28 protein-coding genes and 1 tRNA gene are annotated in these 26,838 nt (G+C 71.5%); 11 read left to right on the forward strand and 18 right to left on the reverse strand.

The features are described from left to right. Positions 1–18: 18 nt before the first annotated feature. Positions 19–933, reverse strand: a complete 915-nt coding sequence (gene ftsX / locus ACWGQ1_RS09220; RefSeq protein ID WP_136034313.1) for a permease-like cell division protein FtsX — start codon at positions 931–933, stop codon at positions 19–21. Continuing rightward, positions 930–2,018, reverse strand: a complete 1,089-nt coding sequence (gene ftsE / locus ACWGQ1_RS09225; protein ID WP_136034315.1) for a cell division ATP-binding protein FtsE — start codon at positions 2,016–2,018, stop codon at positions 930–932. The genes ftsX and ftsE overlap by 4 nt, the downstream gene beginning before the upstream one ends. A 163-nt stretch (positions 2,019–2,181) precedes the next feature. On the opposite strand from ftsE, the gene ACWGQ1_RS09230 reads away from it, so the two are divergent. Continuing rightward, complete coding sequence (locus ACWGQ1_RS09230; protein ID WP_247981912.1) at positions 2,182–3,606, forward strand: DUF2510 domain-containing protein; 1,425 nt, start codon at positions 2,182–2,184, stop codon at positions 3,604–3,606. Between the two features lie 31 nt (positions 3,607–3,637). Continuing rightward, positions 3,638–4,768: a DUF2510 domain-containing protein gene (locus ACWGQ1_RS09235; RefSeq protein ID WP_452312836.1), complete on the forward strand. Its 1,131-nt coding sequence runs from the start codon at positions 3,638–3,640 to the stop codon at positions 4,766–4,768. Positions 4,769–4,815: 47 nt separating this feature from the next. Here ACWGQ1_RS09235 and prfB read toward each other — a convergent pair whose 3' ends face one another. After that, on the reverse strand, positions 4,816–5,928 hold the full coding sequence (gene prfB, locus ACWGQ1_RS09240; protein ID WP_136030651.1) for a peptide chain release factor 2: 1,113 nt from the start codon (positions 5,926–5,928) through the stop codon (positions 4,816–4,818). A gap of 122 nt (positions 5,929–6,050) precedes the next feature. On the opposite strand from prfB, the gene ACWGQ1_RS09245 reads away from it, so the two are divergent. Beyond that, positions 6,051–7,280, forward strand: a complete 1,230-nt coding sequence (locus ACWGQ1_RS09245) for an MFS transporter (RefSeq protein ID WP_136045849.1) — start codon at positions 6,051–6,053, stop codon at positions 7,278–7,280. Positions 7,281–7,292: 12 nt separating this feature from the next. On the opposite strand, the gene ACWGQ1_RS09250 is transcribed toward ACWGQ1_RS09245, so the two are convergent. The 7 genes from ACWGQ1_RS09250 to ACWGQ1_RS09280 all read right to left on the reverse strand — a co-directional run bounded on the left by ACWGQ1_RS09250 (position 7,293) and on the right by ACWGQ1_RS09280 (position 11,772). Continuing rightward, positions 7,293–7,724: a hypothetical protein gene (locus ACWGQ1_RS09250; RefSeq protein ID WP_136045845.1), complete on the reverse strand. Its 432-nt coding sequence runs from the start codon at positions 7,722–7,724 to the stop codon at positions 7,293–7,295. Then, on the reverse strand, positions 7,721–8,155 hold the full coding sequence (locus ACWGQ1_RS09255; protein WP_247981914.1) for a TadE family protein: 435 nt from the start codon (positions 8,153–8,155) through the stop codon (positions 7,721–7,723). Before ACWGQ1_RS09255 ends, ACWGQ1_RS09250 begins: the two co-directional genes overlap by 4 nt. Continuing rightward, positions 8,145–8,546, reverse strand: coding sequence for a TadE/TadG family type IV pilus assembly protein (locus ACWGQ1_RS09260; protein ID WP_247981915.1), 402 nt, complete (start codon positions 8,544–8,546; stop codon positions 8,145–8,147). Before ACWGQ1_RS09260 ends, ACWGQ1_RS09255 begins: the two co-directional genes overlap by 11 nt. 1 nt (position 8,547) lies before the next feature. Further along, positions 8,548–8,727 carry a hypothetical protein gene (locus ACWGQ1_RS09265; protein ID WP_136030645.1) on the reverse strand — a complete coding sequence of 60 codons (180 nt, stop codon included), beginning with the start codon at positions 8,725–8,727 and terminating at the stop codon, positions 8,548–8,550. 65 nt (positions 8,728–8,792) lie between these two features. Beyond that, positions 8,793–9,731 (reverse strand): type II secretion system F family protein, encoded by a 939-nt coding sequence (locus ACWGQ1_RS09270; RefSeq protein ID WP_452312837.1) that lies wholly within the window; start codon positions 9,729–9,731, stop codon positions 8,793–8,795. Beyond that, positions 9,728–10,585, reverse strand: a complete 858-nt coding sequence (locus ACWGQ1_RS09275; RefSeq protein WP_136045842.1) for a type II secretion system F family protein — start codon at positions 10,583–10,585, stop codon at positions 9,728–9,730. The genes ACWGQ1_RS09270 and ACWGQ1_RS09275 overlap by 4 nt, the downstream gene beginning before the upstream one ends. Further along, complete coding sequence (locus tag ACWGQ1_RS09280; RefSeq protein WP_452312838.1) at positions 10,582–11,772, reverse strand: ATPase, T2SS/T4P/T4SS family; 1,191 nt, start codon at positions 11,770–11,772, stop codon at positions 10,582–10,584. The genes ACWGQ1_RS09275 and ACWGQ1_RS09280 overlap by 4 nt, the downstream gene beginning before the upstream one ends. Positions 11,773–11,913: 141 nt before the next feature. Here ACWGQ1_RS09280 and ACWGQ1_RS09285 point away from each other — a divergent pair, with 141 nt between their 5' ends. From ACWGQ1_RS09285 to ACWGQ1_RS09305, 5 genes are all read left to right on the forward strand, one after another. Beyond that, positions 11,914–12,714, forward strand: coding sequence for a glycosyltransferase family A protein (locus ACWGQ1_RS09285; protein WP_240753253.1), 801 nt, complete (start codon positions 11,914–11,916; stop codon positions 12,712–12,714). Further along, the gene (locus tag ACWGQ1_RS09290; protein WP_366626594.1) at positions 12,711–13,559 is read left to right on the forward strand and encodes an endonuclease/exonuclease/phosphatase family protein; all 849 of its coding nucleotides are present in this window, start codon (positions 12,711–12,713) and stop codon (positions 13,557–13,559) included. The genes ACWGQ1_RS09285 and ACWGQ1_RS09290 overlap by 4 nt, the downstream gene beginning before the upstream one ends. Continuing rightward, on the forward strand, positions 13,556–14,137 hold the full coding sequence (locus ACWGQ1_RS09295) for a hypothetical protein (RefSeq protein WP_452312839.1): 582 nt from the start codon (positions 13,556–13,558) through the stop codon (positions 14,135–14,137). The genes ACWGQ1_RS09290 and ACWGQ1_RS09295 overlap by 4 nt, the downstream gene beginning before the upstream one ends. A gap of 66 nt (positions 14,138–14,203) precedes the next feature. Then, positions 14,204–14,285 (forward strand) — tRNA-Leu (locus ACWGQ1_RS09300). A 78-nt stretch (positions 14,286–14,363) separates the two neighbouring features. Next, on the forward strand, positions 14,364–15,128 hold the full coding sequence (locus ACWGQ1_RS09305; RefSeq protein ID WP_136030635.1) for a DedA family protein: 765 nt from the start codon (positions 14,364–14,366) through the stop codon (positions 15,126–15,128). 23 nt (positions 15,129–15,151) lie between these two features. Here ACWGQ1_RS09305 and ku read toward each other — a convergent pair whose 3' ends face one another. Continuing rightward, complete coding sequence (gene ku / locus ACWGQ1_RS09310) at positions 15,152–15,961, reverse strand: non-homologous end joining protein Ku (RefSeq protein ID WP_136030633.1); 810 nt, start codon at positions 15,959–15,961, stop codon at positions 15,152–15,154. Positions 15,962–16,018: 57 nt separating this feature from the next. On the opposite strand from ku, the gene ligD reads away from it, so the two are divergent. Continuing rightward, complete coding sequence (gene ligD, locus ACWGQ1_RS09315) at positions 16,019–18,007, forward strand: non-homologous end-joining DNA ligase (protein ID WP_247981925.1); 1,989 nt, start codon at positions 16,019–16,021, stop codon at positions 18,005–18,007. A 15-nt stretch (positions 18,008–18,022) separates the two neighbouring features. On the opposite strand, the gene ACWGQ1_RS09320 is transcribed toward ligD, so the two are convergent. The 4 genes from ACWGQ1_RS09320 to murI all read right to left on the reverse strand — a co-directional run bounded on the left by ACWGQ1_RS09320 (position 18,023) and on the right by murI (position 21,249). After that, on the reverse strand, positions 18,023–18,943 hold the full coding sequence (locus tag ACWGQ1_RS09320; RefSeq protein WP_136046235.1) for a cation diffusion facilitator family transporter: 921 nt from the start codon (positions 18,941–18,943) through the stop codon (positions 18,023–18,025). A gap of 103 nt (positions 18,944–19,046) precedes the next feature. Further along, positions 19,047–19,646 (reverse strand): RdgB/HAM1 family non-canonical purine NTP pyrophosphatase, encoded by a 600-nt coding sequence (rdgB, locus tag ACWGQ1_RS09325; RefSeq protein WP_247981926.1) that lies wholly within the window; start codon positions 19,644–19,646, stop codon positions 19,047–19,049. Beyond that, entirely contained in the window at positions 19,643–20,380 is a 738-nt protein-coding gene (gene rph / locus ACWGQ1_RS09330) for a ribonuclease PH (protein WP_136030625.1), read from the reverse strand. Before rph ends, rdgB begins: the two co-directional genes overlap by 4 nt. Positions 20,381–20,412: 32 nt before the next feature. After that, on the reverse strand, positions 20,413–21,249 hold the full coding sequence (murI, locus tag ACWGQ1_RS09335; RefSeq protein WP_136030623.1) for a glutamate racemase: 837 nt from the start codon (positions 21,247–21,249) through the stop codon (positions 20,413–20,415). A 61-nt stretch (positions 21,250–21,310) separates the two neighbouring features. Between murI and ACWGQ1_RS09340 the strand changes: the two genes are divergently transcribed. Further along, complete coding sequence (locus ACWGQ1_RS09340) at positions 21,311–22,636, forward strand: nicotinate phosphoribosyltransferase (protein ID WP_247981927.1); 1,326 nt, start codon at positions 21,311–21,313, stop codon at positions 22,634–22,636. 2 nt (positions 22,637–22,638) lie between these two features. Here the strand turns inward: ACWGQ1_RS09340 and ACWGQ1_RS09345 are convergent, their stop codons facing one another. The 3 genes from ACWGQ1_RS09345 to ACWGQ1_RS09355 are packed head-to-tail and all read right to left on the reverse strand — an operon-like array spanning position 22,639 to position 25,896. After that, positions 22,639–22,905, reverse strand: a complete 267-nt coding sequence (locus ACWGQ1_RS09345) for a DUF3039 domain-containing protein (protein WP_028503536.1) — start codon at positions 22,903–22,905, stop codon at positions 22,639–22,641. A gap of 40 nt (positions 22,906–22,945) precedes the next feature. Next, the gene (locus tag ACWGQ1_RS09350) at positions 22,946–24,511 is read right to left on the reverse strand and encodes a hypothetical protein (RefSeq protein ID WP_136030619.1); all 1,566 of its coding nucleotides are present in this window, start codon (positions 24,509–24,511) and stop codon (positions 22,946–22,948) included. Further along, a complete protein-coding gene (locus ACWGQ1_RS09355; protein WP_452312840.1) occupies positions 24,487–25,896 on the reverse strand; it encodes an ATP-binding cassette domain-containing protein in 1,410 nt (469 codons plus the stop codon). Before ACWGQ1_RS09355 ends, ACWGQ1_RS09350 begins: the two co-directional genes overlap by 25 nt. Between ACWGQ1_RS09355 and ACWGQ1_RS09360 the strand changes: the two genes are divergently transcribed. Continuing rightward, positions 25,877–26,788, forward strand: a complete 912-nt coding sequence (locus tag ACWGQ1_RS09360) for a hypothetical protein (RefSeq protein ID WP_452312841.1) — start codon at positions 25,877–25,879, stop codon at positions 26,786–26,788. The two genes, ACWGQ1_RS09355 and ACWGQ1_RS09360, sit on opposite strands and share 20 nt — an antisense overlap. The last annotated feature ends 50 nt before the right edge of the window (positions 26,789–26,838 follow it).

Raw genomic sequence — 26,838 nt, forward strand, 5'->3', positions numbered from 1 at the left:
GAGCAGCCTTTCAGGGTATCAGGTGCGCAGCCAGCGACGGATCGCGAAGCCGGCCGACAGCGCCGCCAGCACGACGCCGATCCCCACCAGCACGGGCACCACGAGGAACGCGTCGTTCATGGTGACCCAGGTCGTGATGAACGGGACCCGCCCGCGCAGGTAGCCGTTGACGCCGAAGTGCACCCCGGCGACGACCGCCGCGCACGCGAGCGCCGAGCCGAGGAAGGCCGCGAAGACGCCCTCCAGCACGAACGGCGTCTGGATGAACCGGTTGGACGCGCCCACCAGGCGCATGATCCCGATCTCCTTGCGTCTCGCGTAGGCCGATAGTCGAATGGTCGTCCCGATCAGGAGGGTCGCGGCGATCAGCATCAGCACGGCGATCCCGACCGCGATGTAGGTCGCGACGGTGAGCGCGGAGAACAGCGGCTCGAGGTATTGCAACTGGTCCTGCACCTGCTCCACGCCCGCCTGTCCGCTGAACGCCTCGGCGAGCACCTGCGACTGCCCCGGATCCTTCATCGTGACGAAGAACACCTCGAACGCCTGGTCGGGCGTGAGCACGCTCGCCTGCTCCTCGCCCACCTGCTCGACGAGCTTGGCGTACGTCTCCTCTTTGGTGTCGAACGTCATGGAGCTGATCAGCGGCGCCAGCGCGTCGCCCTCGAGCTGGGCGCGCACCGCGGCGACCTGCTCCTCGCTGGCGGCGCCGTCGACGCAGGTGTCCGACTCCGACACCGCCGAGCACATGTACACCGCCACCTGGGCACGCTCGGCCCAATAGCCCCGCATCACGCCGATCTGGGACTGCATGAGGATCGCCGCGCCCACGAAGGTCAGCGACACGAACGTCACCAGCACGACGGAGATGACCATCGAGATGTTGCGACGGAGACCCACGAGGGCCTCGGTCAGGATCAGGCCGATTCTCATGAGGTCGGGCCCACTTCCTCGTCGTCCTGGTCGGAGAGGCCGAGACGGTCGGCCACGCCGAGCTCGGCGACGTCGACCTCCGGCAGCACGATCGGGTGCGTGCGGGGGGTGGCCGGACGCTCGACCGGAGCCTTCTCCGCGGCCGGGGCACGCTCCGCCTCATCCGGCGGTTCCACCACTCCGCGACGCGGCGGCTCGGGCGGCTCGACCACCTGCGGCTCACGTTCCGGCTGCGGGGCCGCGGCTGCGGCGGCGCGGCGCTGCGCGTCGAGCTCCTCCGCCAGGGCGGCACGCACCACCGACAGGTCGGCGGTCTGCCGCTGCACCTCCTGCACCGCGGTGAGGGCGGCCGCGGCGGCGGCTCCCCGTACCTCCTCCGGCGCGAGTCGCGGGATGTTCGAGGTGTCGCCGTAGCCGCCGTGGACCTCGTCGCGCACCATCTCGCCGTCGCGCAGCTCGATCACGCGGCGACGCATCTGATCGACGAACCCCGCCTCGTGCGTGGCCATGAGCACGGTCGTGCCACCGGCGTTGATGCGGGCGAGCAGCTGCATGATGTCGACGGAGGTCGCGGGGTCGAGGTTTCCGGTGGGCTCGTCGGCTAGCAGCACCTGCGGACGGTTCACGAGGGCACGGGCGATCGCGACGCGCTGCTGCTCACCGCCGGAGAGCTCGTGCGGCATGCGCTTCTCCTTGCCCTCGAGCCCGACCAGCGCCAGGGCCTCGGGCACGGCCTGCTGGATGAAACCGCGCGAGGAGCCGGTGACCTGCAGCGTGAACGCGACATTCTGGTGCACGGTCTTGGACGGCAGCAGGCGGAAGTCCTGGAACACGGAACCGATGTGGCGACGGAAGTAGGGCACCTTCCGGTTCGCGAGGGAGCGGAGATCGCGACCGAGGACGGCGACGCGACCACTGGTGGGCACGTCCTCCCGCAGGATGAGCCGCAGGCAGGACGACTTGCCCGATCCCGAAGCGCCGACGAGGAAGACGAACTCCCCGCGTTGCACTTCGAAGTCGACTCCGGACAGGGCGGGCTTCGACGTCCCGCGGTAGCGCTTCGTGACGTTCTCGAACCGAATCATGGCGATTCGAGCCTAAGCGCGGGCTCTGCGCTGACCCGCTGCGACACCCCGCGCGGCCTCAGGCCGTCGACCTGTGCAAACGGTGTCGGCGTCGCTGCCCACTGCTATACATGGAGAGTCGATTCGCGTCACCCACGCGAGCGCGCACACGGAGGGGACTTCCATGACGACACCTGCTGGCTGGTACGACGACGGCTCCGGTCGGCTGCGGTGGTGGGACGGCCAGCAGTGGACCGAGCACTTCGCGCCCGAGACGCCCGCTGTGCCCGCCCAGGAGTCCCCGGCATCCGAGTCCGAGACGACGCCGGGTGCGCCCGCCGCGGCGGTGCCCGACGCGCAGCCCGCGGCCACGGCCCCCGACGCCACCGCACCTGAGGCCACCGCATCCGACGCCACCACGCCCGACGCGACCGCCGCCGACGCCACCGCACCTGACGCCGCCGCACCCGACGCCACCACGCCCGACGCCACCACGCCCGACGCCACCGCCGCACCCGCCGCCGACGCGCCAGAGGCCGTGGTCGCACCCGAGCCCGCGAGCGACTGGGCCGCGCCGGCCTCGGGCGCCCACGAGCTTCCCGGTGCCGCGCCGGTGGCCGACTGGTCTGCGCCCGGAGCCACGGCGGCCGGGACGGTCACGCCGCCTCCGACCGGAGTGCAGCCTCCCGCCGGACTGGCCGCCTCTCCGCGGGGCGGCTACCCCGGGCAGTACTCCCCCGCCGCGCAGGCTGCGGGCCAGGGCGGCTACCCCGGACAGGCGGCCTACCCCACCGCGCAGACGTATCCCGCTCAGGGCGGCGGCTACCCCGGCGCTCCGGCTTACGCCGCGGCAGCCCCGGCGCCGGCGAAGATCTCCGTGCTGGGCCTCGTCGGCCTCGGTCTCGCCGCCCTCGGCCTGCTCCTCGCCTTCACGCCGTTCACGGTCGTCTTCTCGTGGCTGTTCCTCGGCGCGGGCTTCATCGTGTCGCTCATCTCCCTGTTCCTGAAGGGCAAGAAGTGGCCGGGCATCACGGGCCTGGGCGTCTCGGTGCTCGGCGCGATCATCGCCGCGATCATGAGCTTCGTGTTCTTCCTCGGTGCCGTCGCCAGCCAGGTCGACCGCTCCGACTCGCTGCCCGACGACGGCTCCGACACGGGGACGAGCGACTCCGGCACGGATTCCGGAACGGACGACGGCACCGGCTCCGGCACGGTCGTCGAGGGCAGCCTCGGCGATCCGATCACCGTGACGCAGATGTCCGGCAGCGCGGAGCTGACGATCACGTCCGCCACCTGGGGCACCACCAACGGCTCGGACTTCGAGGCGACCAACGGCGGCTACCTGGTGATCGACCTCACATGGGAGACGCTCGAGGGCACGACCTATGTGAACCCGCTGTACTTCTCGGTCGAGACCGCGGAGGGTGCCGAGGGCGACTACGACATCTTCGGCGATGCCACGCTCGAATCGAGTGAACTCCCGGCGGGTGAGACCACGCAGGGCACCGTGTCGTTCGATGTCGCCCAGAGCGGATCGTACGTCGTGATCGTCAGCGACGAGCTGTTCCAGGAGGTCGCCCGCGTGACTGTGGAAGCCACCGCGCGCTGAGCGTCGCCCGAAGAAGACAGAGGCACCGCTCATGACGACACCCGAGGGCTGGTACGACGACGGCTCCGGCAGCCTGCGGTGGTGGGACGGCCAGCAGTGGACCGCGCACGTCCGCAGCATCGACCCGCATCCCACCACTCCCGAGATCCCGGCGTCGTCGGGCGTACCGCAGCCTCCCGCCTCCACCGCGGGGACCGAGCCCGCACCCGCGATGCCGACGCCCGCGGTGCCGACGCCCGCGATGCCGACGCCCGCGGTGCCGCTCGCAGCCACCCCGGTCCAGGCGGCCTTCGAGCCGTTCGTGCCGCCGTCCTCGCCGTTCACCCCGTCCTCCCCGTACGCGGCGCCCCCGTACGCCGCAGCCTCGGGGTCCGCAGCCACCGCGGCCCCGGGCAACGGAGCGGCCGTGCCACCGGGACCCATCTCCCCGGGCGCACCGGCCGCCGCGTCGAGCACGACCGCGCGGCGTCCGTCGATCCCCGGCCTGGTCGGGCTCGCGGTCGCGCTGGTCGGGGTCGTGCTCGCGTGCGTGCCCCTCACGGCGCCGATCGGATGGGTCGTCGTGGCTGCCGGCTTCGTCGTGTCGCTCGTCTCGCTGTTCCTGCGGGGAACCAAGTGGCCGGGCATCGCCGGGCTCGCCGTGGCCGTGCTCGGCTCGACCCTCGCGGGCGCGGTCGCCCTGATCGCGGTCGGGCTCACGTCGGTCGAGGCGTCCGGAGACCCGGTGCCGTCGCCGAGCGCGCCGGCGACGGAGTCCGGTTCGCCCGTCGACCCGTCGACGATCGACGGCGCCGAGATGGTCGCGTTCGAAGACCTCGAGGTGGGCGATTGCCTCCCCTACGTGGACTACACCGGCGAGGACACGATCTTCGAGCTCCCGGTCGTGCCGTGCGATCAGCCGCACACCGACGAGGTGTACTTCATCTACGAGGTCGACGACCAGACCTTCCCCGGCGAGAGCGCACTGCTCGACGAGGCGTGGGACGGCTGCCTGGCGCAGTTCGAGGGATTCGTCGGCGTCCCGTACGAGCAGTCGGAGCTGGACTTCTACAGCTACCAGCCCACGAAGGCGTCGTGGACCCGTGCGGGCGACCGCGCGATCCAGTGCATCGCCTACAGCTACGACGATGTGACCGGCACGCTGCGCGGCGCCGCTCGCTGACCGCCGCACACGACGAAGGCCCCGGAGCGATCCGGGGCCTTCGTGCGTCAGTCGTCGTCGTCGCGGCGCTTGCGCCAGCGGATGCCGGCGGAGATGAAGTCGTCGAGGTCGCCGTCGAACACCGCGGCGGGGTTACCCGACTCCTGCCCCGTGCGGAGGTCCTTCACCAGCTGCTGGCCGTAGAGGAAGTAGGAGCGCATCTGGTCGCCCCAGCTCGCGGTGATGTTGCCCGCCAGCTCCTTCTTCTTCGCCGCTTCCTGCTCCTTCTGCAGCAGCAGCAGGCGGTTCTGCAGCACGCGCATGGCGGCTGCCCGGTTCTGGATCTGCGACTTCTCGTTCTGCATCGACACGACGATGCCCGTCGGGAGGTGCGTGATGCGCACGGCGGAGTCGGTCGTGTTGACCGACTGCCCACCCGGGCCCGAGGAGCGGAACACGTCGACGCGGATGTCGTTCTCCGGGATGTCGACCTCGGTGGCCTCCTCCATCAGCGGGATCACCTCGACGGCGGCGAACGACGTCTGCCGCTTGTCGGCCGAGCCGAAGGGGCTGATGCGCGCGAGGCGGTGCGTGCCGGCCTCGACGGAGATCGTGCCGAACGCGTAGGGGGCATCGATTTCGAAGGTCGCCGACTTGATGCCCGCACCCTCGGCGTACGAGGTGTCCATCACCTTGACGGGGTACTTGTGCCGCTCAGCCCACCGCAGGTACATGCGCATGAGCATCTCCGCGAAGTCGGTGGCGTCGTCGCCGCCCGCCCCGGAGCGGATCGTGACGATCGCGCTGCGCTCGTCGTACTCCCCGTCGAGGAGCGTCTGCACCTCGAGCTGGTTGATGAGGTCGGTCAGGGTGCCGAGTTCGTTGCGCGCCTCGATGGCGGAGTCCTCGTCGCCCATCTCGTTGGCCAGGTCGACGAGCACCTCGAGGTCGTCGAGGCGCTGGGCGATGCCGGTGATGCGCGCGAGCTCGGACTGACGGTGGCTCAGCGCACTCGTCACCTTCTGCGCGTTCTCGGTGTCGTCCCAGAGGTCGGGCGCACCGGCCTCCTCGCTGAGTCGCGCGATGTCCTCGCGCAGACGGTTGACATCGACGACCTCGCTGATGTCGCCGAAGGTGTGCCTGAGCGCCTGGATTTCGGCGGAGAGATCTAGTTCGAGCATGACACCTCAGCCTAACGTGCCGCCCGCGCCCGCGGGGACGCCGTCGTCGGGCGCTGCTCCCGCGCGGGAGTAGCGTGAGGAGGGTGAGCAGCGCATCCACGGTCCTTCGTCAGTTCGGACCGATGGTGTATCTGCCCACCGTCCTCTTCGCTCTCGGCGAGGGGGCCGTCATCCCCCTGATCCCGGTGATCGCCGCGTCGATGGGCGCAGACGTGGCGACGGCGGCGCTGGTCGCGTCGGCGCTCGTGGTGGGACAGCTCTGCGGGAACCTCCCGGCCGGCTGGGCCGTGGGCCGCATCGGCGAGCGATACACGATGGTGATCGCCGGAACGGCGGCGCTGCTGTCCGGAGCGGGCATGCTGTTCGCGCCGTCGCTCGGCGTGCTCGCGGCCTCCGTGTTCGTGCTCGGGCTGTGCGCGGCCGCGTTCGGGCTGGCGCGGCACGCGTTCATGACCACGCGCGTTCCCCTGCCGTTCCGTGCGCGCTCGCTGTCCCTGTTGGGCGGCAGCTTCCGTCTGGGCATCTTCATCGGCCCGTTCGTCGCCGCGGGGCTTCTGCAGCTGTTCGGCAGCGAGTCCGCGGCGATCTGGTTCTTCGGCGTCTGCCTCGTGGTGATGGTGCTGCTCGTGCTGTTCGGGCCGGACCCGGAGGCGACGATCCCGCCGGTGCGTTCGACCGAGCGTTTCGTGGAGGACAGCGGAGAGGCCGTGAGCGGCTCGATCCCGACGATCGAGCGCGCGGGCATCTTCCAGACCATGTGGCGGCAGCGACGACTGCTGTCACGGCTCGGTCTCGCCGCCGCGTCTCTGTCCGCCGTCCGCTCCGCCCGGCAGGTGGTCCTGCCGCTGTGGGGCCTGTCGCTGGGGCTCGACGCGTCGACGATCGCGCTGGTCGTCGGGGTCTCGGGCGCGATCGACTTCGCCCTCTTCTACGCGAGCGGGCAGGTGATGGACCGGTTCGGGCGGCTGTGGGCGGCCATGCCTGCGATGCTGCTCATGGGTGTCGGGTTCCTCGCCCTGGCCTTCACCCACGACGGGGATGCCGCGGTGCTGTGGTTCGGGATGTTCGCCGCCGTCCTGGGCGTGGGCAACGGGCTCTCCAGCGGCATCCTGCTCACGCTCGGCGCCGACGTCGCCCCGGAGCGCGAGCCCGCCGCCTTCCTCGGCTCCTGGCGCACGCTGACCGATGCGGGCGGCGCCGTCGCCCCGCTCCTCGTCTCCGCCATCACCGCGGTGTCGACGCTCTCCGTCGCCGCGGGCGCCATCGGCGTGATCGGACTGCTCGGCGCTGCCGGGTTCCTGCGGTGGATCCCCCGCTTCGTCCCCCGCCCGGATCCGCCCGCGGAGGCCTGAGGCCCCGGCTGGTCACCGCAGGGCGGTGCGGCTCGTCGCGGTCGCCTGCAGCGTAAGACCCTCCGGCACGAACGGCGACACGAGCGGTGGATGCCACGCCGTGCGAACGGTCACGCGCGCCGAAGCCCCGTCCGGGGAGGTCGCCGACACCAGCACCTCGTCCCCGCCCGCACCGTCCACGAGCGGCCGGGCTTGCGCCGCCACCGCCCCGTCCGTGAGTTCCGCGCGCGGCGTCTGCCCCTGCACCGTGAGGACGAAGCCGTCGGTTCCGGCGAGCGCGGCCGCATCGGCGAGGGCGTCCAGGCGCTTCTGGGCGATGTACAGGTCGGTCGCGCAGGCGCACACGAAGATCACGGCGAGCGCGAGCAGCACGTAGCCGAGCACGAGCAGCAGCACGCTCCCCTCCTCCGCGTCCGTGCCCCGGGCGGCGTCCCCCGCCTTCACTCGGCACCCCACTGACGCGACACCTTCTGCGCCGACACGGCCTCGATCGGCACCGACGTGGCTCTGTCCAGGCCCAGGACCGCGGGCACGAACGGCAGGCGGGCGCTGGTGGCGACCGAGACCGTGACGGTCGCACCGGCGGAGGGGCACGGAACGCCCTGTGGCAGACACGTCACGGCCAGTTGCACGTCGTCGTCGTCGATGCCGTACTGCGATGCGATGCTCGACAGCACCGCATCACCCTGGGAGGCGGCCGTCCTCGCGTCGGGAGCGGTCGCGATCACGCGCGCCGCGTGCCGGGCGGCGGCCTCGACCCCCAGCGTCTGCTCCTGAACGGAGCCCAGCACGATCACCAGATACAGCAGCGGCACGAGCATCAGAACCCCGGCGGCGATGAACTCCAGGGAGCTCGAGCCGCGATCATCCCGCATCGAACGACTCCGCCGGTGCGTGAGCCTCGACCTGCAGCCCGTACGGCACGCCGATCAGGCCGAACACCGGCAGGCTGGTCCTCACCCGCACGTCGACCGACTCCCGGTCCGCGACGCGCGACGTCCCGACGGCGACGTCCTCCGCGTAGGCGGGGCCGATCGCGCGGGTGATCACATCCTGCGTGCGCTGCTTCCCCTCGCCGAGCGAGACGTCTGCGAGGGCGGCGTAGTAGGCGCCCTCCACCGCCGCGTCGTGCACCACGTTGCGCACGTAGACCGCGAGCGCCAGCTGCAGCACCGCGAGAGTGAGGGCGGTGAGGAGCGTGCCGACCAGGACGAACTCCACCGGGTTCGACCCGCGGTCATCGATCACGGCCGCACGGAGGGGCACGTCAGAGACCCGACACCCGCTGGATCGCCTGCTCGAACAGCGAGGTCAGCGCGGGCCCCGCGACGGCCCAGATCACCACGACCAACCCCGCCGTCATGAGTGTCACGAGCACCCAGCCGGGGACGTCTCCCCTCTCGTCGTCGGCGAGGGCACGGAGCGGAGAACGCAGGCGTGTGATCATGCCGTCAGTCTGCCCGGGAGCGCCCACCCGCGTGCGCGGTTATCCACAGGCGGGCACCAGGCACGTCAGCCGAGGCCGAGCCGCAGGATGAACAGCCCGGGATAGATCGCGAACACCACCGACAGCGGCAGGATCAGGAACACCAGCGGAAGCAGCATCAGGATCTCCTTGCGCCCCGCCTGCTCGATGAGGGTGCGCTTGGCCTCCTCCCGCGCGTCGCCGGCCTGGGCGTGCAACACGGCGGCCAGCGGTGCTCCGTGCTCCAGTGCGGCGACGATCTGGTCCACCACGCGCGAGAGGCCGGGCAGCTCCAGCCGTGCGGCCATATCGCCCAGCCCCTCCGCGAGCGTCGACCCGGTCCCCACCTCCAACACGACGCGGCGCAGTTCCCCGGTCAGCTCGCCCGACCCCACCCCGGCCACGCGCCGCACCGCGTCGAGGAAGCTCTCGCCGGCCGAGAGGCACAGCGCCAGGAACTCGAGGGTCGTCGGCAGTTCGTCGGCGAGCCGCGTGCGCCGAGCCCTGACGCGGGCGGAGAGCTGCATGTCGTAGCCGATCGCGGCCGTTGCGCCGGCGAGCAGCGGGATCACACCGACCGGCACCGACCAGCGACCGGTGAGCACGAGCACGATCACCGCGATCGCACCGGTCGCGATGCCCGCCAGCGTCCAGGCGAGCTGTCTGCCCCGGAACGCGACAGGACTCAGCGCCGACCCCGCCTGCGCCAGGCGCTTGCGCAGCACGTCGCCGTCGCCCACCAGACGCTCGAGGGCATCGCGCACCCGCTCGCCCGGCGAGCTCCGGTGCGCGGGGAGGCGTCCGACGCCCGGAAGCGCCGTCGCCGGCAGCCGCTCATCGTCCACCACGTCGCGCACGTAGGGGGCGATCCGAGACATCAGCGGTGCCGCCCGCCACCGAGGCAGCCGCGCGAGCAGAAGGAGGACCCCGGCCGCGAAACCGCCTCCCAGCAGGACCGCGGCCGCGAGCGCCGTGATCCCGGTCATCCGAACCACCGCCGCGGCTCGGGGAGACGCCCGATGCGGACCATGATGCGGAAGGCCGCGACCGACACCACGGCGCCGACGCAGATCACCACCACCCCCTCGGGGGTGCCGTAGGCCTTGGCTCCCTCGGGTCGCAGCACCAGCAGCGTCAGGATGACCCAGGGCGCGACCGCCCCCAGCACCGCGGCCCCGCGGATCCACGACTGCCGTGCCTCGACCTCTCCGCGCAGCGCCGCATCCGCCCTGACCGACGCCGACAGGGCGCGCAGCACCCCGATCAGCTCGGTGCCCCCGACCTGCCGCGCCATCCGCAGCGTCTCGACGATGCGATCGCCGATCGGGTCGGCCAGCGCATCCTTCAGCCGGTCGAGGCTCGACTCGAACCGGCCACTGCCTTCCAGGTCCCGAGCGAACGCGCGGAAAGCGGGGCGGAGTGCGGGCGGTGCGGACTCGCCGAGCGACGCCACCGCGTCCGGGAGCGACAGCCCGACCCTGATCGACGCGATCAGCAGATCGCACACGTCGGGCCAGAGCTGCCGCCGCAGTCGACGCAGCCGCCGCCTCCGGCCGCGCAGGAAGGCGACGGGGGCGACCCCTCCCGCGAGGATCGCCAGCGCGGCGAGCACCACGACCCCGGTCATGAGCCAGACGATCGACCCGGCGATGAGGGCCGCCGCGGCGATCGCGGCGATCAGCGCCGAGGCGGGAAGCGCGGGAAAACCGGCCTCCTCCCCGAGCCGTGTGAGGCGCCCCTGAGCAATCGCACGCGGCGCCCGGCGCTCCGCCGGCCAGAGCCAGGGCGAGAGCACCAGGAGCAGGCCCGCCGCCAGCATCGCCCCGAGCAGCACGCTCACGCCTGTGCTCCCCCGACGAGGTCCGCGAACGACGCCACCCGGTCCCGCGCTTCCGCGGTCGCGTCGTACACCGTCCGGCACTGCACGCGACCGTCGCGGACCTCGCCGGACGGGGCGAGGATCTCGCGGACGCGGCGTCGTCCTTCCCGATCCCGCTCGCAGTGCACCACGAGGTCGATCGCGGATGCCAGGGCGGGAGCGATGAAACCTCGGTCGATGTTCCGTCCGGCGAGCAGGGGCAGCAGGCAAAGCTTCTCGATCGCCTCGGCCGCGCTGTTGGCGTGCACCGTGCACGCCCCCGGCACACCGGTGTTGAGCGCCAGGACGAGGTCGAGAGCCTCGGCGTCGCGCACCTCGCCGACCACGAGCCGATCCGGGCGCATGCGCAGCGCCTCCTTCACCAGCCGTCGCAGGGTGATCTCCCCCGTGCCCTCCAGACTGGGCTGCCGTCCTTGCAACGCCACCACGTCGGGCCCGCCGACCGCGAGCTCGAAGGTCTCCTCCACCGTGACGATGCGCTGAGACGACGCGCACGCCGCGAGAAGCGCCCCGAGGATCGTCGTCTTGCCCGCGTGCGTCGCCCCGGACACGATCACGGTCGCCCCCTCGCGCATGGCGGTCGCGAGCTCCGCCGCCGTCGCGGGCGGCAGCGAGCCCTGCGCGACGAGCTCGTCCAGCGTGCGGTGCCCGGTGAGGAATTTGCGGATGTTCACGCTCCACGCGCCGCGCACCACGTCGGCGATCGCGACGTGCAGCCGAGAGCCGTCGGGCAGCGACGCGTCGACGAACGGCTGGCCGATGTCGACGCGGCGTCCCGAGGAGTGCAGCATGCGCTCCACGAGGTCGCGCACGACGGTCTCGTCGAGGCGCAGGTCGGTGCGCTCGGATGTGCCGCCGCGGGCCACGTGCACGCCCCCGTCGCCGTTGACCCAGATCTCCTCGATGTCCGGCGCATCGAGGAGCGGCTGCAGGACGCCGAAGCCGCCGATCGCGGCGAGCACCTCGCTGATGCACGCGGTCTCGTCGTCCACGGGCTCCGCCCCGCGCGCCAGCGCGAGATCGTCGTAGCGCCGCACCTCCGAGCGCGCGATGGATCTCGCACGCTCCGGGTCGTCGGCCGGGTCGACGCCCTCGGCACGCAGGCGACGACGGACGTGTTCGGCGATGGCCGTGGAGGGATGGATCACCCGAGCATCCTGACAAGGATCGCCGCTGCCCCTCCGGAGTTATCCACACCGCCCTATCGACCAGCCCCGGGCGCTGTCAACCGTGTCGCGGCAGGTCCCACCCGCCGCCTACGCTGGGCCGACGAGCCGCGAGGAGACGACGTGCAGCGCGCCACACCAGCCACCCCCGACCCCACCGTCACGGTGGTGATCCCGGTCAAGGACGACGCCGCCGAACTGCACCGCTGCCTCACGGCGCTCGCCGCGCAGACGCGCGCCCCGGACGAGATCCTGGTGGTCGACAACGCCTCCACCGACGCGTCCGGCGCGGTCGCGTCCGCTCACGGCGTGCGGCTCATCCACTGCGCGACACCCGGCACGGCCGCGGCGAGCGCAGCCGGCTACGACGCCGCGTCGGGAGACGTGCTCCTGCGTCTCGATGCCGACTGCATCCCGGACCGGCAGTGGGTCGAGGTCATGCTCGCGGCCTGCGTGCGCGACCCCGGGGTCGCGGCGTGGACCGGGGGCGCGCTCTTCCTCGACGGACCGCGACCGCTGCGCCGCCCGCTCGCGACCGCGTATCTGCTCGCCTACGCCCTGGTGTGCGGCAGCGCCCTCGGACATGCACCGCTGTTCGGCTCGAACCTCGCGCTCCGGCGCTGGGCGTGGCGCGACGTGCGCGACCGCGTGCACCGCGACGACCCCGAGGTGCACGACGACCTCGACCTCGCGTTCCACCTCGGCGAACGCCACCGCATCCGCTGGGCGCGCGAGGCGGGGATGGGCATCTCGATGCGTCCCTTCCACAGCGGCCGTTCGTTCGCCCGCCGCGTGCACCGCGGCGTCCGCACGGTGCTGATCCACTGGCCGGAGGACTTCCCGCCCGTGCGGTGGACGCGGCTGGCCCTGCGCCGCACGCTGCATCGGCTCGGCGTCGCCGCTCCGGCGAGGTCGCGGTCGTGAGCGCGCCGCTCCTCGGCCGTCCGCGCGACACCGAGCTGCTGATCATGAGCGTCAACGTGCGCCGCGACCTCGGTGTGCTGGCGGTGCGGGCGGCCGATCGCTGGAGCGCCCGCCGGGACCGCGTCGCCGCGATGCTGCGCGCCGAGCAGCCGACGGTGCTCGCGGTGCAGGAGGCCCTGCCCGCGCAGGCGCGTGCGATCCGGGCGGCCCTCGGCCCTGCGTACGGCTCGATCGGCCACGGTCGGCGTCCCGGTCCCCGCGGCGAGGGATGCCCGGTGTTCTACGACAGGGAGCGGCTCGAGCTGCTCGACGGGTGGCAGCGCGCGCTGTCCGACCGTCCCGAGGTGCCGGGCTCGATCGCGTGGACGAGCGTCCTGCCGCGGGTCGTCGTGGGCGCGCGGTTCCGCGACCGGCGCTGCGGGGTCGAGTTCACGCTCCTCAACACGCACCTGGACGCGTTCTCGCCGTGGGCCCGGAGGCGGCAGGCCGCAGAGGTGCATGCCGCAGCGGTCGCGGTGCGGACACCGGTCGTCGTCACCGGAGACCTCAACGCGGCCGAGGGCTCGGCGCCGTGGCGGGCACTCACCGCGGACGGGGCGCTGCGCGACACCTGGCGTGTGGCAGACACCAGGGCGACGCCGGCGTGGGGCACGTTCGCGCATTACCGGACGCCCCGGGTCGGCCGACGCATCGATGCGATCCTCGCGTCCGCGGAGGTGCACGTGGTCCGGGCGGGGATCGATCCGCGGCAGCACGGCGGCGGCTGGCCGTCGGACCACCTTCCGGTTCAGGCCCTGGTCGACTTCGCTCCGCCGGCACCGGGTCCCCTCGGGGAGGGCGCATGAAAGACGACTTCCTCCGCCCGCCCCGCACCGTCGCCGAGTACGCGGCCGACGCCGTGCGGGCGATCGGCGTGCTGAGCATGATCATCGCGGCGATCTGGTCGACCCCCACCGACGCGGGCGTGCTGGCGTTCGCGCTCCCGGCCCTCATGCTGCCCCGAGCGCTCGGCTTGCGCGGGGGAGCCGACCTCGCGGTCGGAGCGATCGTGCTGATCGCGGCCGTGAGCAACGTGTTCGACCTGTACCGCTCGCTGCCGGGCTGGGACCTCGTGGTGCACTTCCTCTGCACGGGGGTGATCGCCGCCACCGGCTACGTGGTGCTCGCGCGCCTCGGCATCGTCCCTCCCCAGGGCTCCCCCGCGTTCCGCCCGCGTCTCCCGCTCGTCGTCTGCCCGCTCATCGGACTCGCGGCCAGCGCGCTGTGGGAGATGGTCGAGTGGGCGGGCCGCACATTCATCACGACGGAGATCTTCGTCACCTACGAGGACACGATCGGGGACATGGCGATGGGCGGGCTCGGCGCCCTGGTCGCGGGAGCCGTCGTCGCGGTGGTCGGACTCGAGCGCGATCCGCGCCGCTGAGACGGGAAACTGCGGGCCGATCCCCAGAGTGGAGCTCGGCCCGGGTCAGTAGACTGAACTCACCGCGCGGGAGTGGTGGAATTGGCAGACACGCAGGATTTAGGTTCCTGTGCCTTACGGCGTGTGGGTTCAAGTCCCACCTTCCGCACGACGGGTGCTGTGGCATCCCTCATCGCACTACCGCCGACAATTCACGACCGACGGGACTCCTTCCGTGCTCGAAAGCATGCTGCACGCACCGACCGCCCTCATCCCCTGGCTGGATCCGCAGACGATCATCGCCGCGGCAGGGCCCTGGGCACTGCTCGTCGTGTGCTTCATCGTGTTCGCCGAGACCGGGCTCCTGGTCGGCTTCCTGCTCCCCGGTGACACGCTCCTGATCATCGCCGGGCTGCTCACCCACACCAGCAACGTCTTCGGCGTGAACATCTGGGTCGTCACGCTCCTCATCGCGCTGTCGGCGTTCATCGGCGGCGAGGTCGGCTACTACATCGGCCACAAGGGCGGTCCGGCCATCTTCGAACGCAAGGAGTCCGGCCTCTTCAGCAGGAAGAACGTCGAGCGCACCAACGCCTTCTTCGAGCGGTTCGGCGGCATCACCGTGATCCTCGCCCGCTTCGTCCCCATCGTGCGCACCTTCGCCCCGGTCGCGGCCGGCGTGGGCCACATGCCGTGGCGGCGCTACACCCTCTACAACCTCATCGGCGCGATGCTGTGGGGCTTCGGGCTCACTATGGTCGGCTACCTGATCGCGTACATCCCCTGGGTGCGCGACCTCGTCGTCGACTACATCGACGTGATCCTCCTGATCGCCGTCGGTGGCACGGCCGCGGTCACGCTGTGGCACTACCTCACGGAGCGTCACAAGGCGAAGAAGGCCGCGGCGGCGGGCGAGGATGTGGTGACCGACCACCGCGAGGCCGAGGAGCTCGCCCTCGATCCCGAGGTGTTCGACCGCGCGCCCGACCTGGACGGCGACGGCAAGCACTGACCCGGTCCACCGGGTCCGGCACGTCAGCCGGCGCTCTTCGCGCGCTTCTCCTTCGACCGCGCCACGCTCGCCCGCAGGGCCTCCATGAGGTCGATCACCTCGCCGCCGTCCGCCGCCTTCTCGGTGTCTCCGAAGGTCTCCGCGACATCGAAGGTCTCCCCCGCGTCGATCTTCGCGTCGATCAGGGTCCGGAGCTCCTTCTGGTACTCGTCGACGAACTCCTCGGGGTCGAAGTCGGCGGAGTAGCTGTCGACCAGGGAGGACGACAGCTCGAGCTCCTTCTTCGAGATCCGCACGTCCTCGTCGAGCGAGGGGAACTCCGCCTCGCGCACCTCGTCCGACCAGAGCAGCGTCTGCAGCACCAGCACCTTGCCCCGCACGCGCAGCGCCGCGAGTCGCGTCTTCTGCCGCAGGGTGAAGCGCACGATCGCCGTGCGGTCGGTCTGCTCGAGCGTCTTGCGCAGCAGCACGTACGCCTTGGGCGACTTCGAATCCGGCTCGAGGTAGTAGGGCTTGTCGAGCGTGAGCGGGTCGACCTGGTCGGACGGCACGAACTCGACCACGTCGATCTCCCGGCTCTTCTCCGCCGGGAGGGCCGCGAGGTCGTCCTTGGTGAGCACGACCGTCTGTCCGTCCTCCACGTAGGCGCGGTCGATGTCGGAGTACGCGACGGTCTCGCCGCACACCTCGCACGTGCGCTGATAGCGGATGCGCCCGCCGTCCTTGTCGTGCACCTGATGCAGCGGCACGTCGTGGTCCTCCGTCGCCGAGTACACCTTGACCGGGACGTTCACGAGCCCGAACGTCAGTGCGCCCTTCCAGATGGTCCTCATCCCACCAGTAGACACCAGCCCCACCTGTCACGACCAGCCCTTGACTACGCTGGGCCCATGGTGGGAGAGGCGCAGGTCGTGCAGATCGACGGCCGACGGCTGCGCGTCACGAACCTCGACAAGATCGTGTACCCCGCCACCGGCACCACCAAGGGCGAGATCATCGCCTACTACACCGCGATCGCGCCGCAGCTGCTGCCGCTCCTGCACGGTCGCCCCGTCACCCGGAAGCGCTGGGTGGAGGGGGTGGGGACCGCAGAGGCCCCGGCCGACGCGTTCTTCACGAAGCAGCTCGAACCCGGCGCCCCGGAGTGGATCGCCCGCCAGGCCATCCAGCACTCCGACGGACCGAAGGAGTATCCGCTGGTCGACGACGTGCCGACGCTGGTGTGGCTCGCCCAGGTGGCCGCGATCGAGCTGCACGTGCCGCAGTGGCGGTTCACGGCGGACGGTCTGCCCGGACGCCCCGACCGCCTGGTGCTCGACCTCGATCCCGGCCCGGGCGTCGGGCTGCCCGCGTGCGCCGAGGTCGCCCGCCTGGCCCGGGTGCTCCTGCGGGGCATGGGCCTCGATCCGCTCCCGGTGACCAGCGGCAGCAAGGGCATCCACCTCTACGCCGCCCTGCCAGGGGAACAGACCAGCACCGAGGTCTCCGCGGTCGTGAAGGAGCTCGCCCGCATCATCGAGAACGAGCACCCCGACCTCGCCACCAGCGTGATGTCGAAGGCCGTCCGTGGCGGGCGCGTGTTCCTCGACTGGAGCCAGAACAACGCCAAGAAGACCACGATCTCCCCGTACTCGCTGCGGGGGCGCGAGCGGCCGTGGGTCGCGGCGCCGCGCACGTGGGACGAGCTCGACGATCCGGGGCTCGCGCACCTCGAACTCGACGAGGTGCTGGCACGGGCCGCCTCGGGCATCGATCCGCTCGCATCGCTCCACCCGTCCCCCCACACCGCCGCTCCGGTCGCGGCGCCTCCCGCGCGCGAGTCCGCGGTCGCCGCCACATCCCGGCCGGCCGAGTCCCCCGCCCGCAAGCGGCGCCCGCTGGCCACCGCCGCCGCGCCCACCGCGGGCACCACACTGCCCTCGCTCGACCCGATGCTCGCCGAGACCGGCACGCCGGCGCTCGCTCGGGGCCTCAGCTCCCCGTCGTGGGTCGAGGTGAAGTGGGACGGGATCCGGGCGATCGGCACCTGGCGCGACGGCCGTATGCTGCTCCACGCCCGGCGCGGCACCGACATCACCGCGCGATACCCCGAGCTCACGGCCGACGGGGCGCCGTTCCTCCCGGTCGACGAGGCGATCGTCGACGGGGAGATCGTCGCGTTCGACGCCCACGCACGGCCGAGCTTCTCCCTGTTGCAGAACCGGATGCACCTGACCCGCCCGCGCGAGATCGAGCGCGAGGTGGTGCGCACGCCCGTCGTCTACATGCTGTTCGACCTGCTCCGGCTCGACGGGCACGACCTCACGGGCATGCCGCTGCGCGAACGCCGCACGCTGCTGGAAGACCTGGTCGCCGACCTCGAGGCGCCGGTCCAGGTGCCGCCGGTGTTCGACGACGTGGACGCGGCCCTCGGCGCGAGCGACGAGTTCGGTCTCGAGGGCGTCGTGGTCAAGGACCCCGCGTCCCGCTACCGCCCCGGCGTCCGCTCACCGTCCTGGCTCAAGCTGAAGAACACGCGCATGCAGGAGGCCGTGATCGTGGGCATCCGTCCGGGCAAGGGCGAACGCGACGGCACGCTCGGGTCCCTGCTGCTGGCCGTGCCCGACGAGGGAGAACTGCGCTACGTGGGACGGGTCGGCACGGGGTTCAGCGACCGGATGCTCCGCGAGCTGATGGCGCGCCTCGAGCCGCTGCGGGTGTCCGCTCCGCCGCTCGACGGCGTGCCGAGGCCCGACGCCTCGGACGCGCTGTGGGTGCGACCGGAGCTCGTGGGCGAGGTCGAGTTCGGCAACTGGACACCGGACGGCATCCTCCGTCACGCGCGGTGGCGAGGCCTCCGGCCGGACAAGACCCCTGACGAGATCACCGTCGAGGAGTGAGCGCCGGTCGCCGTGTCACGCGTGGTGCGGCTCGCAGTCCGACTGCTCGGCTGGCTCGATCTGGAAGGTGGAGTGCGCCACGTCGAAGTGGTCGGCGAGGCACGACTGCATGTCGGCGAGGAGAGCGGCGGAGCGCCCGTCCGCCAGGAGTGCGGGCTCCACACTCACGTGGGCGGTGAACACCGGGGCTCCGCGCGTGAGCTGCCACACGTGCACGTCGTGTACGCCGACCACCCCTGCATAGCCGAGCAGGTGTGTGCGGATCTCGCTGACGGCCGTGCCCTTCGGAGCCGATTCGGACAGCACCGAGAAGACCTCGCGCAACAGCGAGATCGCCCGCGGGATGATCATGGCCGCGATGAACAGCGAGGCGATGGCGTCGGCCGGCATCCAGCCCGTGAGCAGGATCACGGCGGCCGCGACGATGACGGCCAGCGAGCCCAGCAGGTCGCCCATCACCTCCAGGTAGGCCCCGCGCACGTTGATGCTGGTCTTCTGGGCTCGGCTGAGCAGCCACATCGACACGGCGTTGGCCACCAGGCCGACGACCGCGACGACGAGCATGAGACCGCCGGCGACCTCCACCGTGTTCGGATTCAGCAGGCGCTCGACCCCCTGGACGGCCACCACGGTGGCCAGCGCGATCAGGATCACCGCGTTGATCAGCGCGCCGAACACCTCGGCGCGCTGGTAGCCGAACGTCCGACGGTCGTCCGCGGGTCGGGCGGCGACGGTGGCCGCGATGAGCGCGATCACGAGCGCGGAGGCGTCGGTGAACATGTGGGCCGCGTCGGCGAGCAGCGCCAGCGATCCGGTGAGCAGAGCGCCGACCACCTGCACGATCATGACCGTGGCGGTCAGCGTCAACGAGATGGCGAGCAGGCGTCTGCTGCTCGCCGAGCGGAGACCGCCGGGCGCGGGCGCGTGATCGTGCATGCCTCCAGGCTAGACCGGGGATCGCCCCGGAACGGCCGATCCTGGCTAGTCGGGAAGGGTAACGATTCTCACCGTCAGCAGGACTTCTCCGCGACCGCCCAGGTCAGAGTCCTGCGAGCAGGGCCACCAGGGCGGTGAAGGCGCGGGCGCGGTGCGACTGCGCCTGCTTCTCCTCGGCGGTGAACTCCCCGACCGTGCGCTCGGCTCCCGCGTCCTGGCCGTCCGGGACGAACACGGGGTCGTAGCCGAAGCCGCCGTCGCCGGACGCCGCGTGCGCGAGCCGTCCCGGCCAGATCCCCTCGACCACGTGCTCGGCCCCACCCGGGACCACGAGCGCGATCGTCGACGTGAAGTGTGCGGCTCGGTGCGGGTCGGCGATGTCGCGGAGCTGGTCGAGCAGCAGCTCCCGGTTCGCCACCGCGTCCTTCTTCTGTCCGGCCCAGTACGCGGAGAAGACACCGGGTGATCCGCCGAGCACGTCCACGCAGATGCCCGAGTCGTCGGCGAGCGCCGGAAGCCCGGTGTGCGCGGCGGCCGCCCTGGCCTTGAGCAGCGCGTTCTCCGCGAAGGTCACGCCGTCCTCCACGGGCTCGGGGCCGTCATAGCCGACCACCTCCAGGTCGGGCCTGGCCTGGGCGACGATCTGCTGGAACTCCTCGACCTTGTGCGGGTTGTGGGTCGCCAGGACGACGCGCACGGTCACTCCCCCGCCAGCGCCGCGAGCTGCCGCGCCTTCAGGTCTTCGCAGCCCGCGAGTCCCAGCTCCAGGAGCGCGTCGAGCTCGCGCTTGTCGAACGGCGCCCCCTCGGCGGTGCCCTGCACCTCGACGAACAGGCCGCGACCGGTCACGACCACGTTCATGTCGGTCTCGGCGCGCACGTCCTCGACGTACGCGAGGTCGAGCAGGGGCTCGCCGTCGACGATCCCGACCGACACCGCCGCGACCGAGTCGAGCAGCGGCGTCGAGTTGCGCCCGATGAACTTCTTCTCGCGGCCCCACTCGATGGCGTCGGCAAGGGCGACGTAGGCGCCCGTGATGGCCGCCGTGCGGGTGCCGCCGTCGGCCTGCAGCACGTCGCAGTCGATCACGATCGTGTTCTCGCCGAGCGCCTTGGTGTCGACCACGGCGCGCAGGGCACGGCCGATGAGCCGCGAGATCTCGTGCGTGCGACCGCCGATGCGACCCTTCACGCTCTCGCGGTCGTTGCGGCTGTTGGTCGCGCGCGGGAGCATCGCGTACTCCGCCGTCACCCAGCCCTTGCCCTTGCCGGTGAGCCAGCGCGGCACGCCGTTCGTGAACGAGGCGGTGCACAGCACCTTGGTGCCCCCGAAGCTGATCAGGGCCGATCCCTCGGCCTGCGCGCTCCAGCCGCGCTCGATGGTGATCTCGCGCAGCTGCGAGGCGGAACGGCCGTCGGCACGGACGATGTCGGTCATGGGCTTCTCTCGGTTCGGGACGGGCGAGCGGATCAGCGCGCGTCGAGCGCGGGGTCGGGGAGGGTGATGACGCCGGTGTGGACGAGCTGCACGTCGCGCACCTCGCGGCCCATCAGTCGGTTGGCGAGCGCGGTGAAATCGTCGGCCGAGTCGCCCGTCGCCTCGTAGACGTAGGTGGCGGTGGCATCCGCAGGGGCCAGCAGATCGCCGCGCACGAGCTGACGGTAGACGTCGCCGGCCGTCTCGTCATCGCTCGACACGAGGGTCACGCCTTCGCCCATCACGTAGCTGATGGCACCGCGGAGGAACGGGTAGTGCGTGCAGCCGAGGACGAGCGTGTCCACGTCGGCCTCTCGCAGCGGCGCGAGGTACTCCTCCGCGACGGCGAGCACCTCCGGGGTTCCGGTGACCCCGGCCTCAACGAACTCGACGAACCGCGGACAGGCGGCCGTGAAGACCTGCAGGCGCTCGTTCACCTCGAGCATGTCCTGGTACGCGCGGGAGCCGATCGTGCCGACCGTGCCGATCACGCCGACCCGGCCGTTGCGCGTGGTCGAGACGGCTCGGCGCACCGCGGGGCCGATGACCTCCACCACCGGGACGTCGTAGCGCTCGCGCGCATCGCGCAGCATCGCCGCCGAGGCCGTGTTGCAGGCGATCACGAGCATCTTCACGCCCTGGTCGACCAGGGTGTCGAGCACCTCGAGAGCGTAGCGGCGCACGTCGGCGATCGGCTTCGGGCCGTAGGGCGAGTGCGCGGTGTCGCCGATGTAGACGAAGGATTCTCTGGGCAGCTGGGCGCGGATGGCCCTGGCCACCGTGAGCCCGCCGACACCGGAGTCGAAGATCCCGATCGGCGCGTCATTCATGACTCCCCAGCCTACCCGCGCGCGGCAGGGCCCGCGTATCGCGGCTCACTATGCTGGGCGGATGACCACGTCGACGGCGCTGCTCACCGACCGTTACGAGCTCACGATGCTCGCCGCCTCGCTCCGGGACGGCACCGCGTTCCGTCCGAGCGTGTTCGAGCTGTTCTCGCGTCGCCTGTCCGGCGGCCGGCGCTTCGGCGTCGTCGCGGGCACCGGGCGCCTGCTGAGCCTGCTCCGCGACTTCCGGTTCGGCGACGACGAGCTGCGCTTCCTGCGCGACGAGCAGGTCGTCGACACCGAGACGCTCTCCCACCTCGAGCGTTACCGCTTCACGGGCTCGGTCCGCGGGTACCGCGAGGGCGAGCTCTACTTCCCCGGCTCCCCCATCCTCACGGTGGAGGGATCCTTCGCGGATGCCGTCGTCCTGGAGACCCTCGCGCTGAGCGTGCTCAACCACGACTCCGCGGTCGCGACGGCGGCGGCGCGCATGAGCATCGCGGCCGGTGAGCGACCGCTGGCCGAGATGGGATCTCGCCGTGCGGCCGAGCGCTCCGCCGTCGCCGCGGCCCGCGCCGCCTACATCGCGGGTTTCACCGCCACGAGCAACCTGGAGGCCGGCCGCACGTGGGGCATCCCCACGATGGGCACGGCGGCGCACTCCTGGACGCTGCTGCACGACTCCGAGGAGGACGCCTTCTGCGCCCAGGTCGCGAGCATGGGCGTCGACACCACCCTGCTGGTCGACACGTACGACATCCGCAGCGGCGTCGAGACGGCGATCCGCGTGGCAGGAACCGAGCTGGGCGGCGTCCGGATCGACTCCGGTGACCTGCCGATCGTGGCCGCCGAGGTCCGCGCACAGCTGGACGAGCTGGGAGCGACGGGCACGCGCATCACCGTCACCAGCGACCTCGACGAGTACGCGATCGCCGCTCTCGCCGCGTCACCCGTCGACGCGTACGGCGTCGGCACCTCGGTCGTGACCGGGTCCGGCTACCCCACTGCGAGCATGGTGTACAAGCTGGTCGCGCGGCAGGATGCCGACGGAGCCTGGATCGGGGTGGCCAAGGCCTCCGCCGACAAGGCGTCGTTCGGGGGGCGGAAGGCAGCGTTCCGGACGCTGTCCGACGGCGTCGCGACGGCGGAGACCGTCGTCGTCTCGGACGGGTTCGAAGAGCTCGACACGCCCGCTGAGCACGCGGACGGCCGGCCGCTCCAGGTCACTCTCGTCGAGGACGGCGACATCGATACCGCGCACGAGGGAGTCGCCGGGACGGCGGCCGCCCGCGCACATCACCTTCGCGTGCGCGAGGAGCTGCCGGTGCGCGCCCTGGCGCTCAGCAAGTCCGACCCGGCGATCCCGACCGTCTACCTCGAGGCCGACTGAGGTCAGCCGACCATCGACTCGTAGATCTCCTTGCACGTCGGGCAGATCGGGAACTTCTCCGGATCGCGGCCCGGCGTCCACTTCTTGCCGCAGAGAGCGCGCACCGGCTTCCCGGTGATCGCGGACTCGAGGATCTTGTCCTTCTTCACGTAGTGCGAGAAGCGCTCGTGGTCGCCCGGTTCGAGGTTCTCCTCCCGGAGGAGCTCTTCCAGTTCGCGATCAAGCGTTGCCACGCCGCCCTGATCGGGGCTGTCCAGCGGAGTACTCATTCCGCGATTCTAGCCGCGTCGGGGGGCCGGTGGGCGGCCGTCACGCGGTCTCGACGAACTCCATGAGCCGCTCTCCGCTGTGCTCGAAGATGCGCCCGCCGAGCACAGCCCCGGCGACGAGCACGATCGCGCCGGTGAACAGCCCCACCCAGAACGCCGCGGGCGCGAACGCCGAACCGGAGACGATCGTGGCGGCGAAGAGCCAGATCGTCGGCACGCTCAGGACGATGGATCCGAGGAACGCCGCGGCGGGGCCGTAGGCACCGTGGGACGTCGGCCGCTGCGGCTGCTGGAAGGGGCTGTCCCCGGGTCGCGACACCGCGTACGGTGCGACCACCGACACCACGCTCGAGATGCCGAGGGCGCACAGCAGGAGACTGACCGCGAGACCCACCAGCGGAAGGAGGAGGGTCCAGCTCCCCACGAGCAGCAACGACAGCGGCACCGCGATCGCGAGCACCGGCACGGCCACGAGGAGCACCGGGACGAGCCGTCCGAGGCGGTCGGGAAGGCCGCGTACCCCGCTCGCCACGTGCGTCCACAGCGCGGTCGAGTCGTAGGCGATGTCGTTGTGGGGGAGCCAGCCGAAGAACAGCGCCATCACCGGAACCGGGATGAGGGCCGCGATCTCGATCGGGACACCGGCGACGATGAGCGGCAGCACCGTCAGCACCCCGGCGACGGGCACGACGATCACGTTCATGATGTAGCGACGGTCCCGCAGCCAGTACACGAGGCTGCGCGACGCGATCGCTCCGAAAGCGTTGGACGGCAGCAGGCCGAACCAGCCGAGGCCCGTGCGCTCCCGTGCTGTGACGGGCCGCTCGGTGGTCGTCAGCAGACGACGGACGAACCACGCCCAGACGAGGGCGAGGGCGATGGCCGTGACCACAGCGACGGCACCGCTCGCCCACGCCGTCCCGGTCTCTCCTGCCGCCGCGGCGAACGCAGAGGCCGGAGCCGCAGCGAACGGAGTGACACCGATCACCGACGTGAGCGTCGCGATCGACGCGGGCACGTCACCGTCCCATCGCAACGAACCGAGGAACACGGCGACGGGGAATGCGATCACGATCAGGGCGAGCGCGAACAGGGCGGTGAGCTCCCTCGATCGACGCTCCGGGAGCAGCATCGCGTTCAGCGCCATGCCGATCCGGGCGATCAGGGCCGTGATGAACAGGCCGAGCAGAGACATGATCACCGCGAGTGGCCACGGCGCGCCCGCCTCGATCGCGACGATGCACACGCTGGCATAGACGGCGAGAAGGGCGAGGCTCGGCACGCTCACCAGCGAGGCGAGCATAAGCACCCAGGGCAGCCGGCGCTCGTCGACGCCGAACACCGCGAACCGACGGGGGTCGAGCTGGTCCACCGCCCCGACCAGCAGCGGCCCGACGAGGAAGCCGAGCAGCACCGCCGCACCGCCGAGCACGGTGACCGCGCTGGCGACCGGCACGGAGGCGTCGGTCAGGCTGAACACCGCGACGCAGACCACGACCGTCACGGCGACGACGGCCCCGAAGGACAGCAGCGTGCGGATCCGGCGTTCACCGCGGAGTGCGCCGAGGAGGAGCGCGAACCTCAGTCGGAGAACGTGTGCAGCCATTCCAGCCCCTCCACCTCGCCGCTGGAGCCCGCGAGCTCGACGAAGCGCGATTCGAGGGTCTGCCCCGCGCGGACCTCGTCGATCGTCCCCTCCGCGAGCACCTCGCCGTTGACGATGATCGCCACACGCGAGCACACCCGCTCGACCAGGTCCATGCCGTGGCTCGACAGGATCACGGTGCCCCCGTGGGCGACGTAGGCGCGGAGGATGTCGAGGATGACGGCGGATGACACGGGGTCGACCGACTCGAAGGGCTCGTCGAGCACCAGCACGCGGGGCGAGTGGATCATCGCACCGGCGAGCATGATCTTCTTCGTCATACCCGCGGAGTAGTCCGACACCACGCGGTTGAGCGCGTCTCCGAGGTCGAAGGCGCGAGCCAGATCCGCGGCGCGCTTCTCGATGACGTCAGCCGCCAGCCCGCGAAGCAGTCCGTAGTAGTAGAGGAGTTGTCGGCCGGTCAGGCGGTCGAAGGTGCGAAGGCGATCGGGAAGCACTCCCATGACGCGCTTGGCGGCGAGAGCGTCGACGGCCTGGTCGATGCCGCAGATCACGACGCTCCCCTCGTCGGCGCGCAGCAGCCCCGCGACGATCGAGAGCGTGGTGGTCTTGCCCGCACCGTTCGGTCCGACGATCCCGTAGAACGAGGCGGCGGGCACCGACAGGTCGATGCCGTCGACGGCGCGGTTGTCGCCGAACTGCTTCACCAGGCCGCGGATGCGGATCGCCTCGGTGCTCGGCTGGTCCTCACGGGAACCCTCGGCACGCAGCGGCGGCTCCTGCGAGGTCTCCGGATCGACGACGACGACGGAGCCGTCCGTCAGCGCGTCGGCTGTGGGGTTCTGCACGGGCTCCACCGCATCGGCGGGCACGGGAACGGCTGTGCTCTCGGCGGTCGGTTCGAGCTCTGCGACGAGGGTGTCCGCGCCCGGATCATCGGACGCCGCTTCACCCACAGAGCCGGCGGACATCGGAGCTGCCGTGTCGTCCGCCACCGCGGTGGCGGACGCAATCGCGACGCCCTCACCGTCCACGGCGGGCGTCTCCGTGACGGTCTCGAGCGCGGCAGCCCCGTCGGCCGCCGCCTCCTCGCCGGTCCCCTCGTGCGTCGCCTGCTCGGCTGCGGCCTTCTCGGCTGCCGCCTTCTCAGCTGCGGCCTTCTCGACCGAGGCTTTCTCCGCTGCGGCCTTCTCGGCTGCGGCCTTCTCGGCTGCGGCCTTCGCGGCAGCCGTCTTGGCCGCCGCTGTCTTCGCCGACGCGGAGCGCGCCGTGCTCTTCGCCGCTGCCGACTTGGCCGCCGCCGCCTTCGCCGCCGCCGTCTTCGCAGCGGTCGCTGTGGACGTCGCCGCCCGTGGGGACGTCGGCGTGGCCGCCGCGTTCTTCACCGCCGCCGCCCGGGAGGCGCCGGCCTGTCGGGGTCGCGCGGGTGTGCGCGCTGCCGTGTTCCTCGCCGCCGCGAGTCGCGCCGCATCGGCGCTGCGCGCTGCGGGCGCCACGGCTGAAGCATCAACGCTGCCCTTGGGCGTCGGCTCCACCACGACCTCGAGCGACGCGGCGGCATTTTCTGCGGCCGCCTTGGCCGGTGCCGTCGTTGCGCTGACGCTCTTCGCCGATGCGGAGGTCTTCGCCGCCGCCTTCGATGCCGTGGCCTTCGATGCCGAGGCCTTCGATGCCGTGGCCTTCGATGCCGAGCCCTTCGCTCCCGCGGCTTGCGATGCTGACGTCTTCGATGCCGTCGTCTTCGCTGCCGTGGCCTTCGATGACGAGGCCTTCGATCCCGCGCCTTGCGATGCCGTCGTCTTCGCTGCCGACGTCTTCGACGCAATCGTCTTCGCTGCCGACGTCTTCGACGCCGCCGTCTTCGCGCCCGTGGGCTGTGGCGTCGCACCGCTCTCGTCGGCGCTCTTCTTCGCCGCCGCCCCGCCCGTCGCCTTCTTCACGGTGGTGGTGCTGCGGCGAGGCGCACGTGGCTTCTTGGCCGCGGTCGCGGCGGTCGCCTTCTTCGCGTTCTCCGCCGCTGACGCACTGGCGTCGGGCGTTCCCGAAGGGGTCTCGTTCGTGTCCACCTCGGCGGTGCGGTCGTCAGGGGAGGAAGTCACCGTCCTACGGTATCAATGGGCGGCTTCCAGCCAAGGCCCCACGCGACAATCCGACATCCAGACCGCAACGCGAGGAGGAATGCAAGGGGGTTGCCGAGGCTGTGCGTTGCGTGTGTACTCGGTCACGAAATGGCAACAGGGACCTCTGGGCCCCGGGCTTCCCAGGCGGAATCGCTAGCATGATTCCCGGCACGACGAAGTGTCTGGTCGGTGAACCGGCCGTGAACA

The sequence above is a fragment of the Microbacterium sp. NPDC055599 genome, from assembly GCF_053618975.1.

What these genes read in the sequence shown, in the direction of transcription:
- ftsX (WP_136034313.1), bottom strand. Translation starts at nt 933, where the DNA reads ATGAGAATCGGCCTGATCCTGACCGAGGCCCTCGTGGGTCTCCGTCGC.
- ACWGQ1_RS09350 (WP_136030619.1), bottom strand. Translation starts at nt 24,511, where the DNA reads ATGGCTGCACACGTTCTCCGACTGAGGTTCGCGCTCCTCCTCGGCGCA.
- ACWGQ1_RS09255 (WP_247981914.1), bottom strand. Translation starts at nt 8,155, where the DNA reads ATGCGGGATGATCGCGGCTCGAGCTCCCTGGAGTTCATCGCCGCCGGG.
- rph (WP_136030625.1), bottom strand. Translation starts at nt 20,380, where the DNA reads ATGACCGACATCGTCCGTGCCGACGGCCGTTCCGCCTCGCAGCTGCGC.
- ACWGQ1_RS09340 (WP_247981927.1), top strand. Translation starts at nt 21,311, where the DNA reads ATGACCACGTCGACGGCGCTGCTCACCGACCGTTACGAGCTCACGATG.
- prfB (WP_136030651.1), bottom strand. Translation starts at nt 5,928, where the DNA reads ATGCTCGAACTAGATCTCTCCGCCGAAATCCAGGCGCTCAGGCACACC.
- ku (WP_136030633.1), bottom strand. Translation starts at nt 15,961, where the DNA reads ATGAGGACCATCTGGAAGGGCGCACTGACGTTCGGGCTCGTGAACGTC.
- ACWGQ1_RS09270 (WP_452312837.1), bottom strand. Translation starts at nt 9,731, where the DNA reads ATGACCGGGATCACGGCGCTCGCGGCCGCGGTCCTGCTGGGAGGCGGT.
- ACWGQ1_RS09235 (WP_452312836.1), top strand. Translation starts at nt 3,638, where the DNA reads ATGACGACACCCGAGGGCTGGTACGACGACGGCTCCGGCAGCCTGCGG.
- ACWGQ1_RS09320 (WP_136046235.1), bottom strand. Translation starts at nt 18,943, where the DNA reads ATGCACGATCACGCGCCCGCGCCCGGCGGTCTCCGCTCGGCGAGCAGC.
- ACWGQ1_RS09295 (WP_452312839.1), top strand. Translation starts at nt 13,556, where the DNA reads ATGAAAGACGACTTCCTCCGCCCGCCCCGCACCGTCGCCGAGTACGCG.
- ligD (WP_247981925.1), top strand. Translation starts at nt 16,019, where the DNA reads ATGGTGGGAGAGGCGCAGGTCGTGCAGATCGACGGCCGACGGCTGCGC.
- ACWGQ1_RS09345 (WP_028503536.1), bottom strand. Translation starts at nt 22,905, where the DNA reads ATGAGTACTCCGCTGGACAGCCCCGATCAGGGCGGCGTGGCAACGCTT.
- ACWGQ1_RS09245 (WP_136045849.1), top strand. Translation starts at nt 6,051, where the DNA reads ATGGTGTATCTGCCCACCGTCCTCTTCGCTCTCGGCGAGGGGGCCGTC.
- ACWGQ1_RS09265 (WP_136030645.1), bottom strand. Translation starts at nt 8,727, where the DNA reads ATGATCACACGCCTGCGTTCTCCGCTCCGTGCCCTCGCCGACGACGAG.
- ACWGQ1_RS09230 (WP_247981912.1), top strand. Translation starts at nt 2,182, where the DNA reads ATGACGACACCTGCTGGCTGGTACGACGACGGCTCCGGTCGGCTGCGG.
- ACWGQ1_RS09305 (WP_136030635.1), top strand. Translation starts at nt 14,364, where the DNA reads ATGCTGCACGCACCGACCGCCCTCATCCCCTGGCTGGATCCGCAGACG.
- ftsE (WP_136034315.1), bottom strand. Translation starts at nt 2,018, where the DNA reads ATGATTCGGTTCGAGAACGTCACGAAGCGCTACCGCGGGACGTCGAAG.
- murI (WP_136030623.1), bottom strand. Translation starts at nt 21,249, where the DNA reads ATGAATGACGCGCCGATCGGGATCTTCGACTCCGGTGTCGGCGGGCTC.